The following is a 23,503-nucleotide window of genomic DNA, read 5'->3' on the forward strand; positions in this document are numbered from 1 at the left end:
CGCCGAGCACGGATATGCGCTTGCAGGCATTTCTGGGGGGAACGTGTTGAATAGGCGCTGCACCGACGGGGTCATCACCCGTGTTCTTTCTTCTTCATTTCCGGAACGCACACTTCGCTTTTAGCGCCACGCCCGACGACAGGCCGTCGAACCGGGTGCTTGGCTTCCGTTCCTGATTCTTCTGCTTTTCTTTCGCCCTCGTTTCCTTTGGCATGCCCTTTCGGCATGCCCTTTCTCGGGAGACCGCCATGAGCGACCAGAGTTCCTTAGCCCCCATAGCCGTCGGGGAGAGCCGTCCCGCTCCCCCCGACGGCCCGCTGCGCCGCATGTGCTGGATCTTCCCCGACCGTGAGTCCACCCGGGCCGCCGCGATGTGGCGGGGCTTCTTCTGGGACCTGTACGCGGAGGTCGCCAAGGACCTGGGGATGAGCTGGACCAGGCACTCGCCCGACGCGGTCACGGTGGACGGCACCGGCCGCGGCCGACCGCGCGTGTATGTGGACGACGAACTCGTCACCCCGCAGGACACGCTCTTCGTCACCGCGCTCTACTCGCTGCCGTACCAGTCGATGGACATCTTCAACCAGTACGCGCTCTGCGCGGTGCTCGAACAGGCGGGCTTCTACCTGCCGTTCCCGCCGCAGGTGTCGCTCATCGGCAACGACAAGCTCGCCACGCTGCTCCACCTCGACGGATCCCCGGTGCCCCCGATCCCGACCGTCCGCGTCGGCACCGGCCGGGACGTCGGCAAGCACCTGTACGAGGCAGCGCTCGGGAACATGACGTACCCGGCCATCGTCAAACCGGCCGGATGGTGCGGCGGGGGCGGGATCAACCTGGCCCGCAGCCTTGAGGACATCCGGGGCCTGGCCAGCCTGGCGCAGGGCGGCGACACCACCCTCGTCGTCCAGCCCTACCTCGGCGACGGCACCGTCGACTACCGGGTGTACGTCGTCGACGGCAAACCGTACGCCGTGATGAAGCGGACTCCGGCGTCCGGCTCGCCGGTCGCCAACGCCAGCCGGGGCGGCGCGATGGAGTTTCCTCCGGTCCCCGACGAACTGGCCGAGGCCACCGCGTACTTCGCCGAGCGACTGCCGATCCCGTTCTTCTGCATCGACTTCCTGCACGACGGGGAACGGTTCTGGTTCTCCGAACTCGAGCCCGACGGCGTGATCGCCCCGGACTTCGCCGATCCGCATCGCACGGTCCAACGGGACATCACCCGCGCCAGGTTCACCGCCTACCGGGACACCCACACGAAGTGGCTCGCCAACGGCGCACGCAATGCGCTCGCCTTCGATTCAGGGACGGGGACGGAAACCAGATGACGGAATTGTTCTCGCTGCCGCCGGAGGCGGCCGAGCCTCACCTGAGCGTCGCCCGGAGATCGTTCGAGCGGCTGAAGGACGTGCCGGGACTCGCGCCGCGTTACGCCGGCCACCGCGGTCCGCTCACGCTCGACGACGTCGCCGCGCTGCCGCCGCTGATGAAGGACGACCTCAACGTCGCCCTGGCCCACCTGGAGCCCCAGGCCGAGCACGGTGCCACCTGGCTCTTCCAGAGCGGCGGAAGCACCGGCGCGCCCAAGATCGGCTACGCGCCGACCGGGTTCTACATGACCGGCGTCCACGCGCACTGGCAGCCGCTCGACCGCGCGGACGTCTTCGTCAACGCCTGGGGCGCCGGGCGCATGTGGGGCGCGCATTTCCTCGCCGCGGCCCTGGCCGACCTGTCCGGGTGCCAGGTCATCGCGGTGGGCTCGGTCGCCAAGGAGGAGTACGCCGACTGGCTCGCGTTCTTCGCGGCGCGCGAGGTGACCGCGATCGGCGGGACGCCGAGCGTGCTGCGGTTGTGGTTCGCGCAGGCGCGCGCCGCCGGACTGAAGCTGCCCGCCCTGCGCAAGGTGCTGTGGCTCGGCGAGCCGTGGCAGCCCCAACTGGCGGAGGACATAGCCGTGGTCGCGCCGGACGCGCGGCGCTGGGGCATGTTCGGCAGCACGGAGACCTGGGTCGTCGGCACCAACACCCCAAAGTGCCCGGCCGACACCTTCCACCCGCTGCCCGAGCAGTTGGTGCACGTCGGCCCCGACGAGCTGCTGGACTTCACCACGCTCAACCCGGAGATGCTGAACCCCGTGCTGCGCTACCGGACGGGCGACGCCGGCCGCCTCGTGGCGTGCCCGTGCGGCCGGCCGGGGCGGGCGATGCGGGTGCTGGGCCGCCGGGACAGCGTCGTGCAGGTGCGCGGCCTGGGTCTGCACGTGGACGAGCTCATCGCCCGGGTGGAACGCGAGGCCTGCATATCCCGCGCCCAGGTGCTCATCACCGAGCAGCAGGGCCGTACTTCGGGAGTGGACGTCCTGCTGCTCACCGACCGGGGCGCGAGCGTGGACGCCGAACGGCTGCGCAAGGAGCTGCTGTCCGAGACCTTCACCCTCAGCACCGCCTTCCAGCACGATCCGGATTCCTTCCGGGTCCGCGAGGTCGACGACCTGATCAGCAACGAGCGGACCGGCAAGACGTCGAACCTGGTGCTGCGGGAGGAGTCGTGAAGCTGCGGCTGCCGGTCTCCTTAGGACCCGAGTTCAACCGGTTCTGGCTCGGCCAGACGGTCAGCACGGTCGGCGACCGGATCACCGTCTTCGTCGTACCGACCCTGATGATCTTCGCCCTGGACGCCTCCGCGCTCCAGGTCGGCGTCGTGGCGATGGCCCAGTACCTGGGCATCCCGTTGCTCGGTCCGATCGCCGGTGTGCTGGTGGACCGCTGGGACAAGCGCCGGACGATGCTCGCCTGCGATCTGATCCGGCTCCTCGCGGTGGGGATCATCCCGCTGGCGTACTGGCAGGACTGGCTGTCCATCCCCCTGCTGTTCGGCTGCGTGGCGGTGATCAGCGGCGCGACGATCTTCTTCACCGTCGGCTACCTCGTCGCCGTCCCCGCCGTCGTGCCGAAGGAGCACCTCGTCCGCGCCTACGCGCGCCTGGAGGGCAGCCGCTCGGTCTCCGAGGTGTCCGGGCCCTCGATCGCGGCCGGGCTGTACGGCGCGCTCGGCGTGGCCGCGCTGGTCGTGGACGCGGCCAGCTATCTCGTCTCGGCGCTGTGCTTCAAGGCCATGCGGCCCTGGGGCGAGAAGACGGTCACCGAGGGTTCCGTGGGGCAACGGCTGACCGCGGGCTTCCGCCTCAACTGGGCCGACCCCGTGCTGCGGCGGGTGGTCGTGGCCGCGGTGACGCTCAACTGCGGCGGGCCCGTCTTCGTCACCGTGCTGCCGGTCCTCGCGTACCAGGGTCTGGGCGTCTCGGTCGGCGTGTTCGGCGCGGCCATGTCGGTGGCGGCGGTGGGCGCGCTGGTGGGGGCCGCGGTCGCCGGCAGGATCAGCGACCGCCTCGGCACCGGGCGGATGATGGCCTGGGCGCTGCTGCTGCACTGCCTGGTGGGCCTCGGCGTGCTCGCCGCGCCCGCCCTGCCGGCCGGGCCGGTGATCGCCGTGACGATGGGCTGCTACGGCTTCTTCATGTCGTGCATCAACGTGAGCAGTGCGCCCATCCGGCAGTCCCGGATGTCCGCGCAGCACCAAGGCGTGATGCACGCGGCGTTCAGGACGGTGACCTGGGGCGTGATCCCGCTGGCCGCGCTCGTCGGCGGCCTGGGCGTCACCCTGCTGACCGGCCCGCTGGGCGTCCTGGACGCGGCGCGGGTCGTGATGGCGGCGGGCACGCTCCTGGCGGCCTGCTCGTTCCTGCCGGCGTTGCGGATCCAGCCGCTGCTGGACGCGGCCGAGCGGGAGAAGGCGGAGGAAGCCGACGAGCCGGTGGCCGAACCGGCGCTCGGGGAGGGCCGGTCATGACGGCGGACGACGCCACGGTGCTGGTGACCGGGACGTCCTCCGGCATAGGCCTTGCCACCGCCGTCGCCGCGGCGCAGGCCGGGTTCACGACGGTGGCGACGATGCGCGAGCCCGGCCGGGCCGGAGCGCTGCGCGAGGCGGCGGAGCGCGCCGGCGTCACGGTGGACGTCCGCCGCCTCGACGTCACCGACGCCGAATCCGTCGCGGCCTGCATCGACGACGTGGAGAAGGCGTACGGGCGGCTGGACGCGGTCGTCAACAACGCCGGCGTCTCCAACTTCGACCCCACCATGGAGATGTCGACGATGGCGGCGCTCCGGGCCAACCTGGAGGTGAACTTCTTCGGCGTCGTCGAGGTCAGCCGGGCCGCGATGCCGCTGCTGCGGGCCGCCGGCGGGCGGCTGGTCACGATCGGCAGCGTGCACGGCGTCGTCGGGCAGCCGTTCAACGAGGCGTACTGCGCCGCGAAGTTCGCCGTCGAAGGGTTCATGGAGAGTCTCGCGCCCGTCGCCGAAGCGCACGGTGTGCGGGTGTCCGTCATCGTGCCCGGCTTCGTCAAGGACACCTCGTTCGGCCGCTTCCCGGACATCGACCGCACCACCGTCCAGGCCGCCTCCGGGCCCTACGCGCCCACCTTCGCCGACTACATCGACTGGGTGGGCGGCCAGGGCTGGGAGGCCGTGGGACAGAGCGCCCAGGACGTCGCGGACGTCGTCGTACGCACCCTGCGCGCCGACCGCCCGGCCTTCCGGGTCCCGACCGGCCCGTGGGCCGCCGAATACCTGGGGCAGAAACTGACCGACCGGAACGGGTCGACCGTGCAGACGCTCGCCCGCACCTGGATCGGGCGACCGGAATCCCTCTAGAGAAGCAGGAGACGCAGTGCCCGCGAAGTCGCTTCAAGAGCTGGTCGACCACGCCCGGACCCACTCGCCGTTCTACGCGGAGGCGTACCGGGACGTCCCGCGGACGATCTCCCACATCACCGAACTGCCCATCGTCGACCAGACCGCGTTCTGGGCGGCCAACACCTGGCCGGACAACCGGCTGCTCACCGGCCCGCTGACCGACGCGGGCGTCTACAAGACCGGCGGCACCACCGGCGTACCGAAGCTGTGCGTCTGGTCGCGCACCGAGCACGCCGACTCGGTGACCGCCTTCGGCGCGGGCATCGTGGAGGCCGGCCTGAAGCCGGGACACAAGGTGGCCAACCTCTTCTGGGCCGGCGAGTTGTACGGCGGATTCCTCTACATCGAGCACGCACTGCACCACGCGCCGGTGGAGAACGTCCGCCTGCCGGTCGGTGCCGGCGCGTCCGACGAGTACGTCGCCGACCTGATCGGGAGCTTCGGCGTGCACGTGCTGGCGGGCGTGCCGATGAAGCTGGCCGCGGTGGCGGAGTGCCTCGTCCAGCGCGGCGAGACCGCCGAGTCCGTGGAGCTGCTGCTCTTCGGCGGCGACCTGCTCTTCGCCGACCTCCGGCCGCTGTTGTCGAGGGCCTTCCCCAAGGCGGCCGTCGCCTCGCTCGGTTACGCCTCGAACGACGCGGGGCTCGTCGGCCGGCCGGTGCCGGGGGACGACGTCCGCGTGCACGAGGCCTTCCCCCACCGCACGCTCGTCGAGATCGTCGACGACGAGACCGGCGAGCCCGTCACCACGCCGGGCGTGCCCGGCCGGGTGCTGGTCACCAACCTGTTCCGCACCCTGATGCCGACCATCCGCTACCCGGCGGGCGACCGCGCCGAGTGGGTCGACCCGGCGTGCCGGCGCTTCCGGCTCCTGGGCCGGTCGATGGAGGGCGGCCGCGTCGGGGTGGTCACGATGCCCGTCGAGGACGTCCGCGCGGTGCTCGTCGAGGCCGACCCGGACCGCTTCATCGCGGGGATGCAGATGGTGCAGCGCCGCTGGGACGGGCGGGACGGGCTCATCCTGCGCCTCGGCTACGTCGAGGAGCCTCCCGCGGATCTGAGCGCCCGGCTCATCGACGCCGTGTACGCGGCCCGCCCCCTCTTTCCGTCCGAGGTGGCGGCCGGCGCGATCCACGACCTCGCCGTGGAGTGGGTGCCGCGGTCCGAACTCGTCACGAGCCCCCGGACCGGCAAGCTCCAACAGGTCGTCGACGAACGCCCCTCGGCCTGACCGACCCGCGCCGCGCCCGCCCATGTCTCCCTGGGCGGGCGCGGCGTGATCAGACGGCGGACAGCGAGATCTCGGTGGACTTGATCAGCGCGACGACGGCGGTGCCGGGCGCAAGGCCGAGAGCCTCGACGGCGTCCTTGGTGATCGCGGCGGTCAGCTCGCCCCCGTCCACGGAGACCTTCACCGCGCCCATGGCGCCGCCGGTCGACACATCGGTGACCGTGCCCGCGATCTGATTGCGGATGGAGATGCCGCCGACGGGGCCGGTCGCGAGCGCGACCTCGGTGGCCTTCACGAGCGCCCTGACCGCCGAGCCCTCGGTCAGGCCCAGGTCCTCGACGGCGGCGGCGGTGATCGCCGCGGTGATGTCCTGGCCGCCGGCCAGACGTACCTTCACGGACGCCATGGCCTCCCCGGCGACGACGGCCGTGACGGTCCCGGGGAACTGGTTGCGGATGGACAGGGTCATGAAAACACGCCTCACAAATCGTCCGGAATCGACACGGCCATCACGTTTGTGACCTGGACCGCGACCGACGGTATCGCCTCGTCCTCGGGAACCCGGGGCGCACCGCGCGATAAATCGGCTGCGCCGTGGTGCCCGGTATGACCACACTGTTCGCGCGCGTCGAACACTTCGCGTTGTTCGCGCGCGTCGAGCACTTCGCGTTGTTCGCGCGCGTCGAGCACTTCGCATCGTTCGCGCGCTTCGAGCACTTCGCCTTCGTCCGGCCCCCCTTCTCCTCAGGAGTCCTCCGCTTGCAGGCCGTCGTCACCGTCACGCCCGCCCGGGTGCCCGAGCTGCTGCTCGGGCTGGCCACCGTGCGCCCCGTCTTCCTGTGGGGCGCCCCGGGAATCGGGAAGTCGTCCCTCGTGCGGAACTTCGCCGCGTCCCTCGGCCTCGAATGCGTCAGCCTGCTCGGTACCCAGCTCGCGCCCGAGGACCTCATCGGCGTGCCGCAGATCCGCGACGGCAAGTCCGTCTTCTGTCCGCCGGAGTCCATCGCCCGCGACGAGCCGTACTGCCTCTTCCTCGACGAGCTGAACGCGGCCACGCCCGACGTGCAGAAGGCGTTCTACTCGCTCATCCTCGACCGGCGCATCGGCTCGTACGAACTCCCCGCCGGATCCATCGTGATCGGCGCGGGCAACCGGGCCACCGACAACGCCCTCGCCCGCCCCATCGCCTCCGCGCTCGTCAACCGCCTCGCCCACGTCCATCTGCGCGCCTCGACCACCGACTGGCTCGTGTGGGCGGGCGAGAACGACATCCACCCGTGGGTCGTCGACTACCTCACCGACCGGCCCGACCACCTCTGGTCGCAGCCGCCCAAGACCGAGGAGCCGTTCTCCACCCCGCGCTCCTGGCACATGCTCTCCGACGCGCTGCACTCCTTCGGGCCGACGCTCGACGAGGAGACGCTCAAGGTCATCGCGTACGGCGCCCTCACTCCCGCGCACGCCGTCTCCTTCTGCGGTTACGCCAAGATCGTGCGGCACGCGTACGGCATCGACTCCATCATCAAGGGCGACGCGTCGTGGCCCCACCGCATCGAGGACCGCGACCTCCTCTACTACCTGGCCGACTCCTTCCGGGGCCGGCTGGTCAAGGACCTCGGCTCCGGCAAGGACCACGTCTCGCCCGCCCTGCGGCAGACCGCCCACCGCGCCAAGGCGCTGCTCGTCCAGCTCGCCGAGATCTCCGTCGAGGTGGCTCAGACCGTCATCCGCGACGACGAGGACGGACAGCCCGTGCTGCCGGCCTGGTTCCTCGTCGAGGCCGCCCGCGACATGCCCCGGCTGGTGGAGGCCCGCCGGTGAGCCGGCGGGCGCCCGGCAAGAAGGCCCGGAACGACGCGGCCACCGAGGCCTTCCTGGCCGGACTGGCCCTCGTCAAGCGCAACCCGGCGCTCGCCGCCCTTGGGACCGACGTCTGCCGGAGCCGGGACTGCGACCTGAGCCCGCGTCACGGCCTGGTCGCCGTCGACTCCGACGGCAAGCTGCACGTCCACCCCGACCGCCGTGCCGAGCCGGCCGACTGGGCCTGGGCGGTGGCCCACTGCCTCATCCATCTTGGGTTCGGGCACGTCCCCGCCGGCAAAGAGCGCCGGCGCAAGCAGCCCGACCGGTTCGACCTCGCCGCCCGCTGCGCCGTCGTCAACCGGTTCCTGCTCACCTTCCCCGTCGGCCGCGCCCCCGAGCACCTTCCGGACTCGTACCCCGACGGCGACGAGGAGCAGCTCGCCGCCCGCTGGCGTCGCGGCGGCGTCCCCGCCGCGTACGAGCGCTGCGGCACGGCGGGAGACGCACCCGATCAGGTCCTCGTGCCGTGGCCGATGTGGAGCACCACCCTGCCCGACTGGCAGCACGCCTTCGCCCGCGCCCTGACCGGCACCATGTCCGCGGCCATGGACGTGGCGGGCGGCCGACGCGACACGCTCACCGGCGCACGGCACAGCCGGCAGCCGTGGGACAGGGCGCTCAGCTGGTTCATCGCCTCCTACCCGCTGCTCGGCGGCATCGCGGCCGGTCTGAAGCTCGTCGCCGATCCAGAACTCGCCCGCGCCCACGGGATCGCCGTCGCCGCCGTCGACGCGACGCTCGGCGAGATCTACGTCAACCCGATGCGCCGGTTCGAGGCCGAGGAATGGCGCTTCATCCTCGCCCACGAGATGCTGCACGCCGCCCTGCGCCACGGCGACCGGCGCGGCGCCCGCGACCCGTACCTCTTCAATGTGGCGGCCGACTACGTCGTCAACGGCTGGCTCGTCGACATGGCCGTCGGCGCCATGCCCGAAGGGCTGCTGTACGACCCAGAGTTGAGGGGCCTGTCGACGGAGGAGGTGTACGACCGGATCGTCACCGACGCCCGGCGCATGCGACGGCTCGCCACCCTGCGCGGCAAGGGCGTCGGCGACATCATCGGCGAACCGCTCGACGGCCGCGGCCGCGACTGGGTCGACCTCGACGAGTTCTACCGGCGCGGCCTGGTCCAGGGCTTCGACCTGCACGTCGGCGGCGGACGCGGGCTGCTGCCGGAGGGACTCGTCCAGGAGATCCGGGCGCTGTCCCACCCGCCCGTGCCGTGGGACGCCCGACTCGCCCGCTGGTTCGACGAGTTCGTGCCCAGCCCCCAACCCGTGCGCAGCTTCGCGCGGCCCGCCCGCCGTCAGGCGTCCACCCCCGACATCCCGCGCGCGGGACGGTACTTCCCGCCCGAGGAGATCGCCCGCTGCACCTTCGGCGTGGTCCTGGACACCTCCGGCTCCATGAGCGCACGGCTGCTCGGCAAGGCGCTCGGCGCGATCGCCTCGTACGCCGACGCCCGCGACGTCCCGGCCGCGCGCGTGGTGTTCTGCGACGCCGCCGCGTACGACGCGGGCTACCTCCCGCCGTCGGAGATCGCCGGCCGGGTCCGCGTGCGCGGCCGGGGCGGCACGGTCCTCCAGCCGGGCGTCGACCTCCTGCGGCGGGCGGAGGACTTCCCGCCGACGGCGCCCGTGCTGATCATCACGGACGCCGACTGCGACGTGCTCCGCGTCCGCGCCGAGCACGCCTACCTGGTCCCGGAGGGCGTCGTGCTCCCCTTCACCCCCCGGGGCCCGGTCTTCCGCCTGCGCTAGGCCGCACCCCGGACAGGCCCTAGCCGCCGTGCGGTTGCAACCGCTTCAGCGACGCCCGCCACGGACCGTCCGCCATCTCGAACTGCACCACGAGCGGGCCCTCCGGCAGCGGAACGGTCTCCCGCCGCTTGCCGATCTCGTTGACCACGTTCTCGTCCTCGGGCAGTTCGGTGTGGTCGTCGTGCCCTTCGAGCTCGTAGGTGTTGACGATGAGGTTGTCGTCGCCCCGGTAGTGGATGACGAGGTCGGCCACACCGGCCGTGTGCAGCATGACGTCGGGGCCGCGGGACTCGAACTCCTCCTCCGTCAGGGGACGGGCCGCCGCCAGCGGCGACACCAGGACCTTCCAGGGCCCTTCCGCCTCCAGCTTCATGCGCAGCGTCCCGTTCTTCGGGACCGTGGCGAGCACCCGGCCGAAGAAGTCGTCCTCGGTGCTGTTGACGAGGTTGTCCTTCTCCTTGTTGCGCCAGTTGAGGGTCGTCAGCCCTGTGTACCCGTCCCCCTTGACCGCGAGCTCGACCACGACCGGCCCCGGCGGCAGCCCGTCCACGGTGATCACGTCGTTGTCCCGGCCGGTCAGGATGCGCGGCTCGAAGACGGGGCCGTACGTCCACCATGCGGCAGCGACGGGGGCCGGCGCGGGCTGCGCGACGGCGGGTACTGGCGCGGGCGGGGGCGCGGGCATGTAGGCCGGGGCAGGCGGGGGTACGTAGGCAGGCGCCGGCGGGGGCACGTAGACCGGCGCGGGCGGGGGTACGTAGGCCGGCGCGGGCGGCAGGTCCTGCTTCGTCACCGTCACGCCCACACCGGACGGCACCGCACCGACTCCGTGGTCCGCGGCCAGGCCCGCGAGGCCGTTGGCGTACCCCTGCCCCACGGCGCGGAACTTCCAGCCCCCCGCCCGCCGGTACAGCTCGGCCAGCACCATCGCCGTCTCGCCCGCGCCGTCGGTCACGTCGTATCGCACGACCGACGTGCCGTCAGGAGCGAACGCCTCCACCGACAACCCGGCGACGTCCCGCATCGCGCCGCTCCGCGTCGACCCGACCACGAGGACGCGGTCGATCTGCTCCTCGACGACGCCGAGACCGACCTCCAGCCACGCAGCGCCCCGATCCGTCCCCAACAGCCGTACGGCGCCCGCCGGATGAACCGGCGCACCGTGGAAGACGACGTCCCCGTCCCCCCGGACGGCCCCGCTCTCCGTCAAGAGCAACGCCATGGCGTCCAGACCGCCGCCCACGGCGATCCGCAACGGCACCGACGGTACGAAGCAGTTGCCTCCCTTGATCATCGTCTCCACGATGTACCGACCTTTCCCCTCATGTCCCCACCCTGTTCGATCACGCAACGATCTTGCAGGCGAGCACGCCCAAGGGCAAGGCCCGGGCGGTCAGTTGCCGGAGCGCGACGACGTCAGAGCGCTCGTCGTCATGACGCCGGGTGGCTCGACACGACCTTCCCTGCGCTGTCGACGGCGAGATAGCCGACGGCGCTGTACTCGTTGGTGAGGTAGTAGCGCAGCGTGGGGCGGTCGTCGTTGAAGGTCCAGCGGCCGACGATGACGTAGCGCAAGTTGGGGCGCTCCACCTTCAGCTCGCTCTCGCCGCGCTTCATCAGCGCGGGAAGGCCGGCCCAGTTCATGGTGGAGACGTCGAAGGGCTGCTCGTCGGCCCCGTCGAGGGTCCCGCCGGGACCCGTCCTGCGGGCGACTCCGTTGCGGAACTCGTACGCGTCGTAGGTCTTCGCGCCGGGGCGGGTGGGGATGTCCGCCAGGGCGTACTCCTCGTAGATCGTCATTTCCTTCATCGTGCTCGTCCCCGCGGCCTTGCGGAAGGCCTCGATGACGGCGCGGGTGTTGGCCGTGGTGAGGAGGGAGCCACGGGGTGCGGGGGTGCTGGGCTGGGTGTCGCCGGTCCCGGCCGTCCCCGTTCCGGTCCCCGGCGTGCGGCTCGCGTTCGAGGGCGTCCTGCCCTTCGCACCGGAATCCGAGCCGCCGCTGCCGCCGTCGGGGAGCAGCTTCACGACGCCCACGACCACGGCCGTCGCCAGCGCGAGGGCGACGGCGACGGTGACGACCGGTCGGCGGTTACGGGAGGAAGACGGCGGGGGCAGTACGGGCGGGCCGAACCCGCCGCCGGGCGTGGCGTGTCCGGACGGCACGGTCTGCGAGGCGGGCGGGCCGTACGCGGGGTGGGGGTAGGGCGGGGCGTACGGACCGGGGGCCGCCGGAACCGGGGGCGGAGTCGGGGCCACGGGAGTGGAGTGCCCGGCCTCCGCCTCGGCCAGCAGGTGGTCCAGCCGGGCCCCGTCCGGCCGTAGCGCCGGATCGCGTACCAGGAGCTGGGCGAGTACGGGCGTCAGCGCGCCGGACCTGACCGGTGTGGGGATCGGGTCGTCGAGCACCGCGACCACCGTCGCAAGGCTGGTGGCGCGCCGCAGCGGGTGGTGGCCCTCGGCCGCCACGTACAGGAGCATGCCGAGCGACCACAGGTCGGAGGCCGGGTTGCCCTCCTCGCCGCGGACCCGCTCGGGGGCGATGAACTCGGGGGAGCCGATCAGGTCGCCGGTGGAGGTGAGCCGGGACGTCGCCTCGCTGAGCACGGCGATGCCGAAGTCCGTGAGGACGGCGGTGCCGTCGGGGCGGAGCAGGACGTTGGCGGGCTTCACGTCGCGGTGCTGGATGCCGGCGGCGTGGGCGGCGCGCAGGGCGGACAGGACCTGGCGGCCCAGAGTGAGGACCTCGGCCACCGGCATCGGGCCCTCGGCGAGGCGGTCGTACAGCGAGCGGCCCTCGACGAGCTCCATCACGATCCACGGGTGCGAGCCGTCCTGCGGTTCGACGATGTGGTGGATGGTCACGACGTGCGGGTTCGAAAGGCGCGCCAGGGCCCGGGCCTCGCGGACGGCCCGTTCGCGCAGTTGCGCGGCGAACCCCGGGTTGGCCTCCTCGACGGCCGGGTCGGGTGGGCGGACCTCCTTGAGGGCGACGTCCCGGTCCAGGGCGACGTCGCGCGCTCGCCAGACCGTGCCCATGCCGCCGCTGCCGAGGCGGGAGATCAATCGGAACCGTCCGTCGACCAGGGGTCTTCGGTCCTCACTCGTGCTCATGGGCGGTCATGGTATGCGGTGCCGGTGACAGGCCGGTCGGTGACCGGCCTGTCACGCGAAAGCGCGGAGCGCCGGCGCCTACGGCTTCATCTCGTACGCGCCCGACAGCGCCTCGACGCGCTGCCAGACCCGGCCCGACCGCTCCTCGTCGACGACCGGGCGCCGGACCGAGCCCAGCGCCCATTCCTGCTGCGCCTCGGTCGCGGAGTCCTTGCCGTGCAGCTCGACGGCGTGCGCGGAGAAGTCCCGCACGAGCACGGCGAACAGCTCGTCGAGCACGTCCCCCTCGAGGCCGGTCAGGGCCGCCTGCTCCAGGACGAGCTGCCCGTGGACGACGAGCGCGAAGAGCTGGCCGACGGCAAGCAGCAGGTCGAGGTCGCGGCTCTGCTCCTCGTCGGGCGCGGCGGTGGCGACGAACGCGCACAGGGCGTCGGCCTGCTCGCGGAAGCGGGCCACGTTGGACAGGTGCGCGTACGCGTCGTAGGCGGCGCGCCAGTCGTGGAAGCGCACCGCGCCGAGGCCGCGGGCCGGTCCCTGACGGAAGAGGAACGCGTCGTCGGCCGCGTCCAGGCGGGTGGGGACGGGCTCGTACGCGACCGGGTCGAGCAGGTGGTTGCGCATGAACTTCAGGATCAGCGCCAGGTTGACGTGGACCGTGCCCTCCAGCTTCGGCAGTCCGCGGATCTCCACGGCGGCCTGCGCGAAGTAGTTGTCCTTCTCGAAGCCCTTGGCGGCGATGACGTCCCACATCAGGTCGATGACCTTCTCGCCCTCCGTGGTCACCTTCATCTTCGTCATCGGGTTGAAGAGGAGGTAGCGGCGGTCGTCCGGGCCGGCGGAGCGGAAGTAGTCGACGGCGCGGTCGCTGAACAGCTTCATGCCGACGAGACGGACGTACGCGTCGGTCAGCTCGCGGCGCACGTGCGGGAAGGCGGTGACGGGGCGGCCGTACAGGATCCGGTTGTGGGCGTGCGTGACGGCCTCGTACATCGCGTGCTCGCAGATGCCGATCGAGGCGGTGCAGAGGTTGAACTTGCCCACGTTGACGGTGTTGAGCGCGGCGTCGAAGGCGGCGCGCCCGGTGTGCAGGACGTCCGCGGCCGCGACGGGATAGTCCTCGAGCCGGAACTCACTCACGAACTTCGACGAGTCGACGACGTTCTTGACCAGGTGGTACGCCGGGTGGCGGCTGTCGGCGGCGAAGAAGACGTACCCGTCCGGGCCCTCGACGTCGGTGCGGCGGCCGAAGACGGAGACGAGTCCGGCGGCGTTGCCGTTGCCGATGTAGTACTTCGAGCCGGTGGCGCGGAAGCCGCCGTCGCCGTCGGGCTCGAGCAGCATGTCGGTGGAGTAGATGTCGGCGCCGTGGGCCTTCTCCGAAAGGCCGAACGCGAACACCTCGCCCTCGGTGAGGAGTTCGGCGGCGCGGGCGCGCGCGGCGGGGTTCTCGCTCTGCCAGACGGGGCCGAGGCCGAGGATGGTGACCTGCCAGGCGTACCAGTAGTCGAGGCCGTAGAAGCCGAGGATCTCGTTGAGGGCGGCGATCCGGGCGGTGTCCCAGCGCTGGTCGTCCCCGCTCGCGGCGGAGGCCGGCGTGAGGAAGGTCGCGAACAGCCCTTCCTTGGCGGCGAAGGCGAGGAACTCGCCGAGCCAGGCGCGGGACCGGTAGTCCTCGATCAGCTGCCGCTTGCCGCGCTCCTCGAACCAGTCGACGGTGGCCCGCAGCAGCCTGCGGGTCTCCGGGTCGAAGTGCGCGGGGTCGTAGGTCCGCGGGTTGAACAGGAGCGCGTCGGCCATGGTTGCCGCCTTTCGGCTGGGAGGGTGAGGGTGGGACAAAGGTGGCGCGGTCAGCGAGGTAGGGGGCCGAACCGGGATCAGTCCGCGGGACCGAACCGTTCGAGCGTGGCGAGGACGTCGTCGAGCCAGCCGATCATCATCCGCTCGTACGCGATGCCGCCGCGCAGCACGACGTGCTGCAACTCGCGCTCGGCGTCGAGCGGACCGCGCGCCTCGGCGCCGGTCGGTGTGGGGAAGTCGCGCGCCTCGCCGGAGAGGTAGTGGGCCAGCCGCTCCGTATGCGCCTGCCGGTGCCGCTCCACCTCGCGGATCAGGGCGGCCGGGTCGTCGAAGGCGGCGCCGCGGATCTTGACCGCGAGGTCGTGCCGGACGCTCTCGGGCTCGATCGGCTCATGCAGCCAACTCGCCAGCGCCGCACGGCCGAGGTCGGCGACGGAGTACTCCTTCTTGTCCGGCCGGCCGTGCTGCGGCACCTCCCGGACGTCGACCCAGCCGTCGTTCTCCATGCGCTTGAGCACGCGGTAGATCTGCTGGTGGGTGGCGGTCCAGAAGTACCCGATGGACCGCTCGAACCGCCGAGCCAGCTCATAGCCGGACCCCGGCTTCTCCAGCAGGGACACGAGGATCGCGTGTTCGAGCGCCATGCCCCCGATGATGCTATGCAACTCGTTGCATAGCAACCTCCCCCGGCCCTGTGGCCAAGGTCCACTGGGATTTCCTCTCGCAGACAGCCATGGCGAACCCGGGCGTCACATGAAGGGCACAAGATCGCACGACTGCCAGCAGCGGTGGGCGTCTCCTTGGCCGGGGTCGGAGTGCGGGGAACGTAGGCTCGGCTCGGCGCACAAGCGACGAGGAGGACCCATGAATGCCGCCGATGCGGGCCGGCAGGAGTTGGACGCGGTCAGCGTCCTCAACGCGAAGATCACGCTCGTCCGGCTCCTGGAGCGGGCTGGGGTCTACTCCGGTGACGCGGAGGAGCTGATCGGGCTCGTCGAGGCCGGCGCCCTCGCCGTCGCGCACCGGGAGATCGGCCGGATCGGAGCGACCGCCCCCGGGGAGAAGGGCGAGCTCTACGCGTCCGGCTGGCTCGACGGGACCCGGGCCGCCACCGACGAGCTCGGCGACCTCGCCGAGCGCACACTGCGGAGCATCGTCGGGTCCGCCTCCTCCGCCTCGTCCGACGAAGCGCGTCCGCCTGTCGGGAGGATGGACGTCGAGCGGGCGAAGGTGGCGGTGACGCCGCTCTACTTCTCGTTCACCGCGGTCTCCGACCTTGACCCCGAGGTGTCCGAGCAGGTGCTCATCGCCGTGCTCGGCACGATGAGCACCAGGGAACGGGCCGGGTACGCGGGGCGGCTGACGGAGTTCGCCTCGACCCACCGCGTACGCCTGGAACGGCTGTACGCGGAGTACGGGCCCGGCAGCGCGATCGCGATCCACGGGCGCTACACCCTCCTCCACTCCCCCACCAGCATCGCCGTACTGGAGCGCCTCGCCACGGCGCCCTCGCCCCTGCGGGAGGAGTGGGACGCCGCCGAGCTCCCGCCCGCGTGGCTGGACGGGCTCACCACGGCCTGGGGCTCACCCTCCTGACCTGCAAGACGGCGCCGTCACCCATGGGGGTCGAGGCTGAGCGTGGTGGTCTCGTCGGCCGTCCAGGCGTCGAACTCCGCCAGGGTGCGGCAGCGTCAGGAATCGAGCAGCCGCCACACGCCGAGCGCGAGCCTGGCGCGGGTCAGCCCGGTGGGGGCCGTGAGGTCGATGTCCAGGGTCTTCCCGAGCTGGTCGACGCGGCGGGCGACGCTGCTGTGGTGCAGGTGGAGGAGGTCGGCGGCGCGGCGCAGGGAGCCGGTGACGCAGTAGGCGTCCAGGGTCTCCAGGTCCTCCGGGTTTTCGGCGATGCGGGTGATCGCGGCCACGTCGGCGTTGTCGCGCGAGGCGTCCTCGGGGATCTCGGCGAGGAGCGCCAGCGCGCCCAAATCGGCGTGGCGCACGACGGGTTCGCGGGTGCTGGTGAAGCGGAGGGCGGTACGAGCCCCCCGCCAGGACCGGTCGGGGCTCTCGGAGGCGCCGATGCCCGCGCGTACCCCTGCCGGGAACAGGTCCCTGTCGACGGTCGTGGCGAGGATGACGCCGACGTCGGCGAGCGGCGCCGCTTTCACCGGGCGGTTCGGGCAGATCAGGCCGCCGATCCGGTCGAGCGGGAGCGTCGAGCGTACGGCGACGACGCGGACGGGCTGGCCGGCGGCGAAGCCCAGGAGGCGCAGCGCCCGCGCCCGCGCCGCCTCGTCGCTGTCGGGGCTGATCGCCAGTTCGACGAGGGCGGGGTCGGCCATGGTCGTACGGGCCGGGCCGTACCGCTCGACGGCCGCCCCGGCGGCGATCGCGAGCCGGTCGAGGAGCACCTCGTCGAGGGGGTTGGGCGGGCCCGGGCGTTCCAGCCACACCGTGCCGATCTCCTCGTCGTCGAGGGTGATCGGCACCGTGGTGGACGCGGGCGACGGCGGGGTGGCGGCTTCCGTGCCCTCGGGCGCGACGCGGATCGACCGTCCCGTGCCGTGCAGCCGTATCCCGGCCACGCACTCGGCCAGGCCCGCCGACGCGCGGGCGAGCGCGGGGAGATCGACTCTCCGGCGCATCAGCGTGTCGTAGAACGCGACGATGCGGATCGCGCCGTCGACGTACGGATCGAGTCCTGACAGCCGAACAGCCAATGCCTGCATGCCAGAAGGATAGACAGGGCAGGGAAGCGCGAGGGCGCGCCGAACGGTGCGCGATCGGGGCGGGATGCGCGACGGACGGCGGATGACCCCTCGCGGGCCGGCCGTGAGGATGGTCGTCATGGATCCCGAACTCGAAGCATTCATCCCCTTCCTGCCGCAGATCGACATGAACGACCCGGTCGCCGCCCGCAAGATCTTCGCCGAGGGCGCCGCCGCGGTCCCTGCGCCGGACACCTCGGCCATGGAGGTCGAGGACCGCACGGTGCCCGCCGATCCGGACGTGCCGGTGCGGATCTATCGCCCGCGCCAGGCGCAGGGCGCCATCGTCTGGCTGCACGGCGGCGGAGGCGTCTTCGGCAGTCTGGACACCGAGCACCCCTGGGCCGTCCGGATCGCGGACCTCACCGGGGCCGTGGTCATCTCGGTGGACTACCGCCTCGCGCCCGAGCACCGGTTCCCGGCCGCCCTGGACGACGCGTACGCCGTACTCACCTGGGCGGCGGAGCACGCGGCCGAACTCGGCTTCGACCCGGCGCGGATCGCGGTCGCCGGCCACAGCGCCGGCGGCGCGATCGCGGCCGCGGTGGCCCTGCGGGCGCGCGACCAGCAGGGGCCGACGATCCGCTTCCAGCTGCTCAACGAGCCCGGGCTCGACGACCGGCCGGAAACGTGGTCGCGGCGGAACTTCACCGATGTGCCCTGGATGAACAGCGACAAGGTGGCCACGGCGTGGCGGCACTACCTGGGCTCGCAGCCCGCCACGCCGTACGCCGCCGCGGGGCGAGCCGCCGACCTGTCCGGCCTGCCTCCGGCCTACATCGCCACCGCGGAGTTCTGCCCCAACCGCGACGAGGGCATCGCGTACGCGCTGCGCCTCCTCCAGTCCGGCGTGTCGGTCGAGCTGCGCCAGTGGCCCGGCACCTTCCACGGGTCGCAGGCGATCCTGTCCGCCGAGGTGTCCCAGCGTCAGATCGCCGCCGTCGCCGAGGCCCTGCGGCGCGCTCTGGCCGCCTGAGGCCCGCGTGGCAGCCCCCTGCCGCCCTTCGGGGCAACCGGCAAGGGGCTGCCGCGCGGCGGCGGCGCGCGTCCCGCCGGTTGGGCTATCCCTGGTCGCAGGCGGCGGTCGGCGGTGATCGCCACTGTTCGGAAAGGTGGGAGTCCGGTGGCTGTCCAGCCCATTCCCGAGGGATACCCGCGCGTCACGCCGTACCTCTGCGTCGACCCGGCCGCGGCCGCGATCGACTTCTACGTGTCGGTGCTCGGCGCGGACGAGCGGATGAGGATGCCTGCGCCCGGCGGCAAGATCGGCCACGCCGAGCTGGCGCTCGGCAACTCGGTCATCATGCTCGCCGACGAGTACCCGGACCTGAACTTCCGCTCGCCGAAGTCGGTGGGCGGCACGCCCATCACCCTGCATGTGTACGTCGAGGACGTCGACGCGGTCTTCGCCAGGGCCCTCGCCCAGGGCGCCAAGGAACTGTCCGCGGTCAAGGACGAGTTCTACGGCGACCGCACCGGGCAGTTCGAGGACCCCTTCGGCCACCGGTGGAACGTCGCCACGCATGTGGAGGACGTCACGGCGGAGGAGATGGAGAAGCGGGCAGCGGATGCCATGAAGTCCATGGACTCGAAGAAGAACGGCAGTTGAGCCGTCCGCCCGCCAGGTTCCCCACCGGAACCGGGCGGAGGCACGGCGACCTGACGCGGCCGCGTACCCCCGGCGGGCCCTCGCTCAAGGCGGCAGATAGGTTGTTCTGCATGGATCCGTCCATGCAGCAGGCCTGAGGAGAGCACATGGAGAGCCCGAGCCGCACCGCGCTGGTCGAGGACCTGATGAGCAGGTTCCCGCACGTACCGCGGGAGGCGGTGATCAAGGAGGACCTGCTGCGGGGCGGCATGGCCTTCGACGAGTCCGCGCTCAGCGGCACCGCCGACGGGGCCTCCGGCGACGTCAAGCCGAAGTCGTACTTCATCTTCTCCTTCGACCACCGCACCCTGCCGGAGCTCGGCGCCGCCGCGCTGAACCGTCCTCCGGAGGAGATCGTGCTCACCGGCGGCCCCTACGAGCTGCGCCGCACGGTCGTGTCCGTCCGTGTCAATCCCGATTCTCCGTACGTCGTGCGGGGCGGTGAGGACGGCGCGCTCGGCCTGTATCTGGACGGCGCGCGGATCGCCGACGTCGGCCTGCCGCCGATGCCCGAGTACTACCGACACAAGCTGTCCAACGGGAAGTCGGTGATGGAGGTCGCGCCCACGATCCAGTGGGGCTATCTCATCTACCTGACGGTCTTCCGGGTCTGCCAGTACTTCGGTGCCAAGGAGGAGTGCCAGTTCTGCGACATCAACCACAACTGGCGCCAGCACAAGGCGGCGGGCCGCCCGTACACGGGTGTGAAGCCGGTCGAAGAGGTGCTGGAGGCCCTGGAGATCATCGACCGGTACGACACGGCCGGGACCTCCCGGGCCTACACCCTCACGGGCGGCTCGATCACCTCGAAGGTCGCGGGCCGTGACGAGGCGGACTTCTACGGGCACTACGCGAAGGCCATCGAGGAACGTTTCCCGGGCCGTTGGACCGGCAAGGTCGTCGCGCAGGCGCTGCCCCGTGACGCCGTGCAGCGCTTCCACGACTACGGCATCCGGATCTACCACCCCAACTTCGAGGTCTGGGACCGCCGGCTGTTCGAGCTCCACTGCCCGGGCAAGGAGCGCTACGTCGGCCGCGACGAATGGCACCGCCGGATTCTCGACTCCACCGAGGTGTTCGGGCCGCGCAACGTGATCCCGAACTTCGTGGCGGGCATCGAGATGGCCGAGCCGTTCGGCTTCACCAAGGTGAGCGAGGCGATCGAGTCGACCAGGGAGGGCCTGCGGTTCTTCATGTCGAACGGCGTCGTGCCCCGGTTCACCACCTGGTGCCCGGAGCCCACCACCCCGCTGGGCAAGGCCAACCCGCTGGGCGCGCCGCTGGAGTACCACATCCGGCTGCTGGAGACGTACCGGGCGACGCTGGAGGAGTTCGGGCTGAGCTCCCCGCCCGGCTACGGCCCGGCCGGTCCCGGCCGCGCGGTGTTCTCCGTCAGCTCCTTCATGGACAGCCTGGAGGGGCTGGAGGACCCGTCGTCGTCCTGACCGGCGGCCGGGGTCACTTCGACGGCGCCTCGCCGGGGGGCCGTCGGAGGCAGGAGGCGACGACCACCAGGGGCCACAGGGACTGGACGCAGGTCACCAGGCGTTCCGCGACCCCTGCGGCGCCCTGACGGTTCATCTCGAACACGAACCAGGCCGCGCCGAGGCCCATGACGACGGTGGCCACGACGGACGGCCCGGGGCGCAGCCCCCAGGGGGCGGCCCCGCGGCGCACGGCGGCCAGCACCGGCCACACGGCCAGGAGGGTGAAGCCCACCACGGCGACGGTTCCGTGCCGCAGGGACCCGCCGCTGTTCGGGGCCGGCACCACCGCCACCGCCAGCGCCGCCAGGCCTCCCCCGGCCAGCGCCAGCCGTCCGGCGAACTCGGCTGTGCGCAGACCCCAGGCGGTGAGCAGGTGGCAGACGCCGAGGCCGATGAACGCGCCGGTCATGACCCAGAACCCTGCGGCTCCGTAGGCCGCCAGCACGCTGATCGTCTGCCGGATGGGGTCGTACGCGGCCCCCTCCAGGAGCCCCGAGATCGCCCAGCCCGCGACCAGCAGAACGGGGGCGCACCCCGACGAGGCGAGAGCCCACCACGGAACAGAACGCATCGACCTACCGTAAATCGCCAGATTCATCCTTTCCGTCCTCACACGCGGGCGTGCGTGTCCGATCGGCCGGGACGGAACGGTGGACGCGGTGGACAGGCCATCGGGGGTTCTCAAGGCGGTGGCGCGTGTGGCAGCCTGCGGGACGTGATCATCAGGATGAGCGAGGCCCAGGTGCGCCCGGATCGCTTCGAGGCGTTCCACGACATGATCGTCGGTTCCGTCCGTGAGTTCCCCGCCCGCTACCCGGGACTGCTGGACCACGAGGTACTGGTGGCTCCGCCGCACTCGCTCCTCTACGTCAGCCGCTGGCGGAGCGAGGAGGACCTGGTCGGCTACGCGGGCGAGAACTGGCGCGACCAGCCCGTGGTCCTTCCGGGTGAGGACGAGTACCTGCTCGCCCCGCTCCAGGTACGACACTTCACGATCGCACCGCTGGCCTGACGCACGGCACGACCGACTGCTCAGCCCAGGGCGAACGGGAGGCGCGCGACCAGGTCGCCCAGTTCCCTCGTCTCCGCCGCGTCCGGGGCGCGTCGGCCGGTGCCGATCAGGAGGGCGTCCTCGTCGGAGAACGACGCGGGGAACGCCGTGCCGGCGATCTTCTCCAGCATCGCGCGCGAGCGGGCGAGACCTTCCGCAGGCGGGTCCGTCGCGTGCGAGAGGTGGGCGTTCAGGTCGAGGTGGTGGAGCGTCCATTCCAGGACGTACGCGCAGAGGTAGTCGCCGGCGGTGAGCACTTCGCCTTGCGTGCCGACCCGGGCAGCCGGATCGGCGAGTTCCGCGGCGCGCCCGGCGGCGGCGCCGACGTCGTCCAGGTGGAACTTGAGCAGCCGCGGCTCCTCGTACGCGGCGGCCAGCCGGACGGTCAGCGCGTCGAGCGGGTCCTCGCCGGTGGGCGGGGTCTGGGCGACGTCCCAGTACGTCACCGCGTCCCGGGTCGGTTCCGTATCGGCGGGGGTGACGAGGGTGATCAGGACGTCTTGGGCGTCGATGACCAGATGGCACACCAAGTCCCGCACCAGCCAGCCGGTGCAGCCGGACGGCCGCGTGAAGTCCTCGTCCGGGAGTGCGGCGACCGCCGCGCGCAAGGCCGTCCAGGAGCGTGAGAAGTCGTCCACGGTCGCAAGCTAGCAAGGTTCTGGGGTCCGGCAAGGATCGTCGCTCCCTGCGGACGTCGGCCGCGGCTCGGAAATACCTGGTCCGCGACCCGCCCACCGGGCTAGGTTCGCCACGCAGCACCGACCGCTCTCCACCGAACCGACAAGGCTCACCGTGACATTCGTTCGCACCGCCCGTCCCGACGAACTTCCCGCCCTGGTCGAGCACCCCGGCGACGCCGAGCGCAACGCCGGGACCCGCGCGTACCTCGGCCAGCTGCTCGACAGCTCCTGCACCCGCCCCGAGTGGTGCCTCGTCGCCGAGGGCGAGGCAGGGCGGCTCGTCGGCAGTGTGGTGCTGTGGACGATACCGGGGCACGAAGTCCCGCTCGCCATGGTGCTGTTCGAGGCTCCTGCGGACGCGCCGGAGGTCGCGGCCGCGCTGCTCGACGCCGCCGCGGCGAGGGCGAAGGAGCTGGGCGCGAACGAGCTGGAGCACGTCGTCGACTCCCCCGCCCAGGCCCCGCAGTTCCAGCGTGGTCCGGAGCGCCGGGGCGAGCTGCTGCGGCAGGCGGGCTTCCGGCCGGTCCGCGACGGCCGGCGGTTCAGCCTCCAGGTCTCCGACGGCACGCTCGCGGCGCTGCCCGCCGACGACCCCCGCCTCACCTTCCGCACGCTGGCCGAGCTCGGCCCCGAGCCGTTCGTCGCCGTACTGGAGGAGCTGCTCGCCGACACGGCGGACGCCCGGCTCGCGGCCGATGTGCGGGAGCACGGTCCGCGGCGCGCGGCCGAGCTGCTCTTCGAGGAGACGGCCGAGCTGAAGCACGAGCCCGCGTGGTGGGAGATCGGCTATGACGCGGACGGCAGCCCCGCCGTGATCAGCCTGCCCGCCGAGAACCCGAGCGTGCCCGTGATCGGATTCGTCGGCGTCGCGCCGGCCCACCGCGGCAAGGGGTACGCCACCTCCGTCGTCGTACGCGGCACCCGGGTCCTGGCCGCGAACGGCGCCGCCGAGATCCGCGGGGACTGCGACGCGGCCAATGTCGCGATGGCCAAGGCGTTCGCACGGGCCGGGTACGTGAACTTCGCCGACCGGCTGGAATTCAGCCGCACGCTCTGAGCTCCGAGCGCCGCTCCCCGTGGTCGCCACCCCGCTTGCGGGTCGCCGACCACGGGGTTTGAGTGGTGAGTGTCCCGACCGGGCCACGCTGCCGGGCAGGACCGCACCCCCACGGCAAGGAGAGAGCGATGGCACCGCACCACAAGTCGAACAAGAAGGTCGAAGGCGACCCGGACTCCGGGCACAGTCGCGGCATGCCCCGCCGACCCGACGACAAGGAACTCGAGCGACGCCTCGAAGAGGACCGCGAGGACGCCGGCCTGCCTCCGGAACCGGACGAGAGGGACCGCTAG

At 71.9% G+C, this 23,503-nt stretch carries 23 protein-coding genes; 14 read left to right on the forward strand and 9 right to left on the reverse strand.

Features of this window, described 5'->3' with window-relative positions; all coding sequences use genetic code 11:
- Nucleotides 1–248 precede the first annotated feature (248 nt).
- Genes VIU94_RS35750 through VIU94_RS35770 form a run of 5 tightly spaced genes read left to right on the forward strand, consistent with a single transcriptional unit; the run spans nt 249 to nt 5,991 of the window.
- Nucleotides 249–1,331, forward strand: a complete 1,083-nt coding sequence (locus VIU94_RS35750) for an ATP-grasp domain-containing protein (protein WP_331918200.1) — start codon at nt 249–251, stop codon at nt 1,329–1,331.
- Nucleotides 1,328–2,554 carry a phenylacetate--CoA ligase family protein gene (locus VIU94_RS35755; RefSeq protein ID WP_331918202.1) on the forward strand — a complete coding sequence of 409 codons (1,227 nt, stop codon included), beginning with the start codon at nt 1,328–1,330 and terminating at the stop codon, nt 2,552–2,554. The genes VIU94_RS35750 and VIU94_RS35755 overlap by 4 nt, the downstream gene beginning before the upstream one ends.
- Nucleotides 2,551–3,852 (forward strand): MFS transporter, encoded by a 1,302-nt coding sequence (locus VIU94_RS35760; RefSeq protein ID WP_331918204.1) that lies wholly within the window; start codon nt 2,551–2,553, stop codon nt 3,850–3,852. Before VIU94_RS35755 ends, VIU94_RS35760 begins: the two co-directional genes overlap by 4 nt.
- Nucleotides 3,849–4,718 carry an SDR family NAD(P)-dependent oxidoreductase gene (locus VIU94_RS35765; protein ID WP_331918206.1) on the forward strand — a complete coding sequence of 290 codons (870 nt, stop codon included), beginning with the start codon at nt 3,849–3,851 and terminating at the stop codon, nt 4,716–4,718. Before VIU94_RS35760 ends, VIU94_RS35765 begins: the two co-directional genes overlap by 4 nt.
- A 16-nt stretch (nt 4,719–4,734) precedes the next feature.
- On the forward strand, nt 4,735–5,991 hold the full coding sequence (locus tag VIU94_RS35770; RefSeq protein WP_331918208.1) for an AMP-binding protein: 1,257 nt from the start codon (nt 4,735–4,737) through the stop codon (nt 5,989–5,991).
- 49 nt (nt 5,992–6,040) lie between these two features.
- Here VIU94_RS35770 and VIU94_RS35775 read toward each other — a convergent pair whose 3' ends face one another.
- Both VIU94_RS35775 and VIU94_RS35780 read right to left on the reverse strand, forming a co-directional pair.
- Nucleotides 6,041–6,460 (reverse strand): TOBE domain-containing protein, encoded by a 420-nt coding sequence (locus VIU94_RS35775; RefSeq protein ID WP_331918210.1) that lies wholly within the window; start codon nt 6,458–6,460, stop codon nt 6,041–6,043.
- Between the two features lie 11 nt (nt 6,461–6,471).
- Nucleotides 6,472–6,708, reverse strand: a complete 237-nt coding sequence (locus VIU94_RS35780; protein ID WP_331918212.1) for a hypothetical protein — start codon at nt 6,706–6,708, stop codon at nt 6,472–6,474.
- A 42-nt stretch (nt 6,709–6,750) separates the two neighbouring features.
- Here VIU94_RS35780 and VIU94_RS35785 point away from each other — a divergent pair, with 42 nt between their 5' ends.
- Both VIU94_RS35785 and VIU94_RS35790 read left to right on the forward strand, forming a co-directional pair.
- Nucleotides 6,751–7,812, forward strand: a complete 1,062-nt coding sequence (locus VIU94_RS35785) for an ATP-binding protein (RefSeq protein WP_331918214.1) — start codon at nt 6,751–6,753, stop codon at nt 7,810–7,812.
- Nucleotides 7,809–9,614: a vWA domain-containing protein gene (locus VIU94_RS35790; RefSeq protein ID WP_331918216.1), complete on the forward strand. Its 1,806-nt coding sequence runs from the start codon at nt 7,809–7,811 to the stop codon at nt 9,612–9,614. The genes VIU94_RS35785 and VIU94_RS35790 overlap by 4 nt, the downstream gene beginning before the upstream one ends.
- Before the next feature lie 19 nt (nt 9,615–9,633).
- Here the strand turns inward: VIU94_RS35790 and VIU94_RS35795 are convergent, their stop codons facing one another.
- The 4 genes from VIU94_RS35795 to VIU94_RS35810 form a co-directional block, all read right to left on the reverse strand.
- Nucleotides 9,634–10,908, reverse strand: coding sequence for a TerD family protein (locus tag VIU94_RS35795; protein ID WP_331918244.1), 1,275 nt, complete (start codon nt 10,906–10,908; stop codon nt 9,634–9,636).
- A 137-nt stretch (nt 10,909–11,045) separates the two neighbouring features.
- Entirely contained in the window at nt 11,046–12,725 is a 1,680-nt protein-coding gene (locus VIU94_RS35800) for a serine/threonine-protein kinase (RefSeq protein WP_331918218.1), read from the reverse strand.
- 78 nt (nt 12,726–12,803) lie between these two features.
- Complete coding sequence (locus VIU94_RS35805; RefSeq protein ID WP_331918220.1) at nt 12,804–14,522, reverse strand: acyl-CoA dehydrogenase family protein; 1,719 nt, start codon at nt 14,520–14,522, stop codon at nt 12,804–12,806.
- Between the two features lie 77 nt (nt 14,523–14,599).
- On the reverse strand, nt 14,600–15,166 hold the full coding sequence (locus tag VIU94_RS35810) for a PadR family transcriptional regulator (RefSeq protein ID WP_331918222.1): 567 nt from the start codon (nt 15,164–15,166) through the stop codon (nt 14,600–14,602).
- A gap of 220 nt (nt 15,167–15,386) precedes the next feature.
- On the opposite strand from VIU94_RS35810, the gene VIU94_RS35815 reads away from it, so the two are divergent.
- Nucleotides 15,387–16,118, forward strand: coding sequence for a hypothetical protein (locus tag VIU94_RS35815; RefSeq protein WP_331918224.1), 732 nt, complete (start codon nt 15,387–15,389; stop codon nt 16,116–16,118).
- 95 nt (nt 16,119–16,213) lie between these two features.
- Here the strand turns inward: VIU94_RS35815 and VIU94_RS35820 are convergent, their stop codons facing one another.
- Entirely contained in the window at nt 16,214–17,248 is a 1,035-nt protein-coding gene (locus VIU94_RS35820; protein ID WP_331918226.1) for a helix-turn-helix domain-containing protein, read from the reverse strand.
- Nucleotides 17,249–17,366: 118 nt separating this feature from the next.
- On the opposite strand from VIU94_RS35820, the gene VIU94_RS35825 reads away from it, so the two are divergent.
- From VIU94_RS35825 to VIU94_RS35835, 3 genes are all read left to right on the forward strand, one after another.
- The gene (locus VIU94_RS35825; RefSeq protein WP_331918228.1) at nt 17,367–18,263 is read left to right on the forward strand and encodes an alpha/beta hydrolase; all 897 of its coding nucleotides are present in this window, start codon (nt 17,367–17,369) and stop codon (nt 18,261–18,263) included.
- A 147-nt stretch (nt 18,264–18,410) separates the two neighbouring features.
- Nucleotides 18,411–18,896 (forward strand): VOC family protein, encoded by a 486-nt coding sequence (locus tag VIU94_RS35830; RefSeq protein ID WP_331918230.1) that lies wholly within the window; start codon nt 18,411–18,413, stop codon nt 18,894–18,896.
- Between the two features lie 146 nt (nt 18,897–19,042).
- Nucleotides 19,043–20,380: a radical SAM protein gene (locus VIU94_RS35835; RefSeq protein WP_331918232.1), complete on the forward strand. Its 1,338-nt coding sequence runs from the start codon at nt 19,043–19,045 to the stop codon at nt 20,378–20,380.
- A 13-nt stretch (nt 20,381–20,393) separates the two neighbouring features.
- Here VIU94_RS35835 and VIU94_RS35840 read toward each other — a convergent pair whose 3' ends face one another.
- Nucleotides 20,394–20,993: a DUF998 domain-containing protein gene (locus tag VIU94_RS35840; RefSeq protein WP_331918234.1), complete on the reverse strand. Its 600-nt coding sequence runs from the start codon at nt 20,991–20,993 to the stop codon at nt 20,394–20,396.
- 144 nt (nt 20,994–21,137) lie between these two features.
- Here VIU94_RS35840 and VIU94_RS35845 point away from each other — a divergent pair, with 144 nt between their 5' ends.
- Nucleotides 21,138–21,434: an antibiotic biosynthesis monooxygenase family protein gene (locus VIU94_RS35845; protein ID WP_331918236.1), complete on the forward strand. Its 297-nt coding sequence runs from the start codon at nt 21,138–21,140 to the stop codon at nt 21,432–21,434.
- A 20-nt stretch (nt 21,435–21,454) separates the two neighbouring features.
- On the opposite strand, the gene VIU94_RS35850 is transcribed toward VIU94_RS35845, so the two are convergent.
- Nucleotides 21,455–22,111 carry a maleylpyruvate isomerase N-terminal domain-containing protein gene (locus VIU94_RS35850; protein ID WP_331918238.1) on the reverse strand — a complete coding sequence of 219 codons (657 nt, stop codon included), beginning with the start codon at nt 22,109–22,111 and terminating at the stop codon, nt 21,455–21,457.
- Nucleotides 22,112–22,265: 154 nt separating this feature from the next.
- On the opposite strand from VIU94_RS35850, the gene VIU94_RS35855 reads away from it, so the two are divergent.
- Both VIU94_RS35855 and VIU94_RS35860 read left to right on the forward strand, forming a co-directional pair.
- Nucleotides 22,266–23,210 (forward strand): GNAT family N-acetyltransferase, encoded by a 945-nt coding sequence (locus VIU94_RS35855; protein WP_331918240.1) that lies wholly within the window; start codon nt 22,266–22,268, stop codon nt 23,208–23,210.
- Nucleotides 23,211–23,338: 128 nt separating this feature from the next.
- Nucleotides 23,339–23,503: a hypothetical protein gene (locus VIU94_RS35860; protein WP_331918242.1), complete on the forward strand. Its 165-nt coding sequence runs from the start codon at nt 23,339–23,341 to the stop codon at nt 23,501–23,503.

It is taken from the genome of Streptomyces sp. (genome assembly GCF_036566765.1).
GTDB lineage: Bacteria > Actinomycetota > Actinomycetes > Streptomycetales > Streptomycetaceae > Streptomyces.

Bases quoted from the DNA above. Each gene is read 5' to 3' on its own strand.
- VIU94_RS35750 (WP_331918200.1), top strand. From the start codon at position 249: ATGAGCGACCAGAGTTCCTTAGCCCCCATAGCCGTCGGGGAGAGCCGT.
- VIU94_RS35755 (WP_331918202.1), top strand. From the start codon at position 1,328: ATGACGGAATTGTTCTCGCTGCCGCCGGAGGCGGCCGAGCCTCACCTG.
- VIU94_RS35765 (WP_331918206.1), top strand. From the start codon at position 3,849: ATGACGGCGGACGACGCCACGGTGCTGGTGACCGGGACGTCCTCCGGC.
- VIU94_RS35775 (WP_331918210.1), bottom strand. From the start codon at position 6,460: ATGACCCTGTCCATCCGCAACCAGTTCCCCGGGACCGTCACGGCCGTC.
- VIU94_RS35795 (WP_331918244.1), bottom strand. From the start codon at position 10,908: ATGATCAAGGGAGGCAACTGCTTCGTACCGTCGGTGCCGTTGCGGATC.
- VIU94_RS35800 (WP_331918218.1), bottom strand. From the start codon at position 12,725: ATGAGCACGAGTGAGGACCGAAGACCCCTGGTCGACGGACGGTTCCGA.
- VIU94_RS35805 (WP_331918220.1), bottom strand. From the start codon at position 14,522: ATGGCCGACGCGCTCCTGTTCAACCCGCGGACCTACGACCCCGCGCAC.
- VIU94_RS35810 (WP_331918222.1), bottom strand. From the start codon at position 15,166: ATGGCGCTCGAACACGCGATCCTCGTGTCCCTGCTGGAGAAGCCGGGG.
- VIU94_RS35815 (WP_331918224.1), top strand. From the start codon at position 15,387: ATGAATGCCGCCGATGCGGGCCGGCAGGAGTTGGACGCGGTCAGCGTC.
- VIU94_RS35820 (WP_331918226.1), bottom strand. From the start codon at position 17,248: ATGCAGGCATTGGCTGTTCGGCTGTCAGGACTCGATCCGTACGTCGAC.
- VIU94_RS35825 (WP_331918228.1), top strand. From the start codon at position 17,367: ATGGATCCCGAACTCGAAGCATTCATCCCCTTCCTGCCGCAGATCGAC.
- VIU94_RS35835 (WP_331918232.1), top strand. From the start codon at position 19,043: ATGGAGAGCCCGAGCCGCACCGCGCTGGTCGAGGACCTGATGAGCAGG.
- VIU94_RS35840 (WP_331918234.1), bottom strand. From the start codon at position 20,993: ATGCGTTCTGTTCCGTGGTGGGCTCTCGCCTCGTCGGGGTGCGCCCCC.
- VIU94_RS35860 (WP_331918242.1), top strand. From the start codon at position 23,339: ATGGCACCGCACCACAAGTCGAACAAGAAGGTCGAAGGCGACCCGGAC.